3 tRNA genes and 2 rRNA genes are annotated in these 3,887 nt (G+C 54.4%); all 5 read right to left on the bottom strand.

The features are described from left to right. Positions 1-170: 170 nt before the first annotated feature. A tRNA-Met gene (locus tag OZD61_RS04710) sits at positions 171-247 on the bottom strand. A 27-nt stretch (positions 248-274) separates the two neighbouring features. Continuing rightward, a 5S ribosomal RNA gene (rrf, locus tag OZD61_RS04705) occupies positions 275-390 on the bottom strand. A 124-nt stretch (positions 391-514) separates the two neighbouring features. Continuing rightward, positions 515-3,254, bottom strand: a 23S ribosomal RNA gene (locus tag OZD61_RS04700). Positions 3,255-3,610: 356 nt separating this feature from the next. Further along, positions 3,611-3,686 (bottom strand) — tRNA-Ala (locus OZD61_RS04695). A gap of 34 nt (positions 3,687-3,720) precedes the next feature. After that, positions 3,721-3,797 (bottom strand) — tRNA-Ile (locus tag OZD61_RS04690). Between the last annotated feature and the right edge of the window lie 90 nt (positions 3,798-3,887).

The raw sequence follows: 3,887 nt of genomic DNA, 5'->3' as shown, positions 1-3,887 counted from the left end.
ATTCACATTTTCCCTTCTCATTTCTATTTTGGATGAGAATTTGAGCTGGCATTCTGCTCTGGAAGAGTGTGATGGATTTTATGGGTTTGGCAGGGAAGGATTGAGTGCAACGCAAAAACCCCGCCTGAGGGAGGCGAGTTGGCTGTAGTGATTACAATTTAGTAGGATTTTGGTTGCGGGGGCAGGATTTGAACCTGCGGCCTTCAGGTTATGAGCCTGACGAGCTACCGGGCTGCTCCACCCCGCGGTGGTGTTTTATTGGGTAGACTGGAAGACCTGGCGGCGACCGACTTTCCCACGACTTAAGCCGCAGTATCATAGGCGCTGGGGGGTTTCACGGCCGAGTTCGGGATGGGATCGGGTGGATCACTCCCCGCCATGGCCACCAGGTCATCCAGTCCACCCTGAGTGGGGTGGTGTGGATGCGGTTGGTGTTTATTTAAAGAGAGGTTTTCTGTGTGACGCGTGCATGGATGATTTCTGTGCACGGGCTGTCCTTTTAAGGGGACAGTATGAGAGTGAGCCTATAGAGCGATTAGGACCAGTTAGCTGCACGCATTACTGCGCTTCCACACCTGGCCTATCAACGTGATGGTCTATCACGGCTCTCAGGGAGATCTAGTTTTGAGGTGGGTTTCCCGCTTAGATGCTTTCAGCGGTTATCCCGTCCACACTTAGCTACCCGGCGGTGCCGCTGGCGCGACAACCGGTGCACCAGAGGTATGTTCATCCCGGTCCTCTCGTACTAGGGACAAATCCTCTCAAATCTCCAACATCCACGGCAGATAGGGACCGAACTGTCTCACGACGTTCTAAACCCAGCTCACGTACCACTTTAATCGGCGAACAGCCGAACCCTTGGGACCTGCTCCAGCCCCAGGATGTGATGAGCCGACATCGAGGTGCCAAACCTCCCCGTCGATGTGGACTCTTGGGGGAGATCAGCCTGTTATCCCTAGAGTACCTTTTATCCGTTGAGCGATGGCCCTTCCACGCGGGACCACCGGATCACTATGGCCGACTTTCGTCTCTGCTCGAGCTGTCACTCTCGCAGTCAGGCGGGCTTATGCCATTGCACTCAACAGCCGGTTTCCGACCGGCCTGAGCCCACCATCGCGCGCCTCCGTTACACTTTGGGAGGCGACCGCCCCAGTCAAACTGCCCACCATACAGGGTCCCGGATCAGGCTAACTGACCACGGTTAGACATCAGAAAAATTCAGGGTGGTATTTCAAGGATGGCTCCACAAGGACTGGCGCCCCTGCTTCAAAGCCTCCCACCTATCCTACACAGAATGTCTCTGATGCCACTGTAAAGCTGCAGTAAAGGTTCATAGGGTCTTTCCGTCTGACCGCGGATACCCCGCATCTTCACGGGGAATTCAATTTCGCTGAGCCGATGCTGGAGACAGCGGGGAAGTCGTTACGCCATTCGTGCAGGTCGGAACTTACCCGACAAGGAATTTCGCTACCTTAGGACCGTTATAGTTACGGCCGCCGTTTACCGGGGCTTCAATTCAGTGCTCTCACACCTCCTCTTAACCTTCCGGCACCGGGCAGGCGTCAGGCCCTATACGTCGTCTTACGACTTCGCAGAGCCCTGTGTTTTTACTAAACAGTCGCTACCCCCTGGTCTGTGCCACCCGCCAATGGTTGCCCACTAACGGGTCTCGTTTATCCCGAAGTTACACGAGTAATTTGCCTAGTTCCTTCAGCATCGTTCTCTCAAGCGCCTTGGTATTCTCTACCAGTCCACCTGTGTCGGTTTCGGGTACGGTCTATATGCCAGAGCTATTTCCTGGAATGCGCCAAAAGCCAGTCCAATCCGATAAGGACTGACAACATATTGCATTCGTCACTTCTGGCAGGTTCAGGACTATTCACCTGATTCCCATCGACTACGGCTCTCGCCCTCGCCTTAGGGGCCGACTAACCCTGCGTGGATTAACCTTGCGCAGGAACCCTTGGACTTTCGGCGACAGTGTTTCTCGCACTGTTTGTCGCTACTCATGTCAGCATTCGCACTTCCGATATCTCCAGAGAGGGTCACCCCGTCTCCTTCACAGACCTACGGAACGCTCCGCTACCGCGCATACATAGTATGCACCCACAGCTTCGGCACGTGGCTTGAGCCCCGTTACATTTTCGGCGCAGGGTTTCTATTAGACCAGTGAGCTATTACGCTTTCTTTAAAGGATGGCTGCTTCTAAGCCAACCTCCTGGTTGTTTTGGAATCCCCACATCCTTTCCCACTTAGCCACGATTTAGGGGCCTTAGCTGGTGGTCTGGGCTGTTTCCCTCTCGACAATGGACCTTAGCACCCACTGTCTGTCTGCCAGGCTAATACTTCCGGGTATTCGGAGTTTGGTTAGGTTTGGTAAGGCTTTGGGCCCCCCTAGCCCATCCAGTGCTCTACCCCCCGGGGTAAATACCTGACGGTCTACCTCAATAGATTTCGCGGAGAACCAGCTATTTCCGAGTTTGATTGGCCTTTCACCCCTAGCCACAGCTCATCTCCGACTTTTTCAACAGGCGTGAGTTCGGCCCTCCAGTGCGTGTTACCGCACCTTCAGCCTGGCCATGGCTAGATCACTCGGTTTCGGGTCTTCTGCCAGCAACTAGACGCCCTATTCAGACTCGCTTTCGCTACGCCTACACCTACCGGCTTAAGCTTGCTGCAAACAGAAACTCGCTGACCCATTATACAAAAGGTACGCCGTCACCCCATAAGAGGCTCCGACTGCTTGTAGGCATTCGGTTTCAGGTCTATTTCACTCCCCTCGTCGGGGTGCTTTTCACCTTTCCCTCACGGTACTTGTTCACTATCGGTCACCAGGGAGTATTTAGGCTTGGAGGGTGGTCCCCCCATGTTCAGACAGGGTTTCACGTGCCCCGCCCTACTCAAGGATCTTTAAAAGCACTACGCATACGGGACTATCACCCACTATGGCCACCCTTTCCAGAGTGTTCTGCTTCTCTTCCAAAGACCACTGGCCTGTTCCGCGTTCGCTCGCCACTACTAGCAGAATCTCAATTGATGTCTTTTCCTCCAGGTACTGAGATGTTTCAGTTCCCCGGGTTCGCCTCGTAGTCCTATGTATTCAGACCACGATACCCTTGCGGGTGGGTTGCCCCATTCGGATATCTACGGATCAAAGCCTGCTCGCGGCTCCCCGTAGCTTTTCGCAGCGTGCTACGTCCTTCATCGCCTCCTGGTGCCAAGGCATCCACCGAATGCCCTTATCGCGCTCACTCGCCCCATGCACAGAAACCATCCATGCCACAAAGTGACACGTCTGAGTTCCCGCATGGCGCATCCAAGCACGTCACACGTTCTCTCTTTAAAAACGCATCTGGTCGCTAACGCTACATTCTGCTTTCACAGACCCTGAAATCTCTCGCAGGATCTGAGGGTCAGACAACCCACAGAACACTAGCACGCACAGATACGCACCAACCGATTCACACTGACAAAGATCAACTACCAGACAGTCCCGTCTCAGGCCGCACCGCGGTCCGTAAAACGGAGTGTCCGATCTCTACACTCCCTTGCGATAGTTCGTCTCACACCACTTACCGGACGCTCTGACATGCAGGCGTCTTCTGGTTTTTGGTGGAGGCAGACGGGTTCGAACCGACGACCCCCTGCTTGCAAAGCAGGTGCTCTCCCAGCTGAGCTATGCCCCCAAAACCAGAATGCTGCGCAATGCAGCGCGGCCAGTGGTGGGCCAGGGAGGACTTGAACCTCCGACCCCACGCTTATCAAGCGTGTGCTCTAACCAACTGAGCTACTAGCCCAAACCCGACCGTCATACCGTAGAGCCTCAAACCACAAATGGTGAAGCAATCACAGCCATGACGGCCACTATCGCAGAAAGGGATATGTTG

The sequence above is a fragment of the Wolbachia endosymbiont of Drosophila bocki genome, assembly GCF_028982005.1.
In the GTDB taxonomy this organism is placed as follows: Bacteria; Pseudomonadota; Alphaproteobacteria; order Rickettsiales; family Anaplasmataceae; genus Wolbachia; species Wolbachia pipientis.
This window is presented reverse-complemented; position numbering and strand designations above follow the sequence as displayed.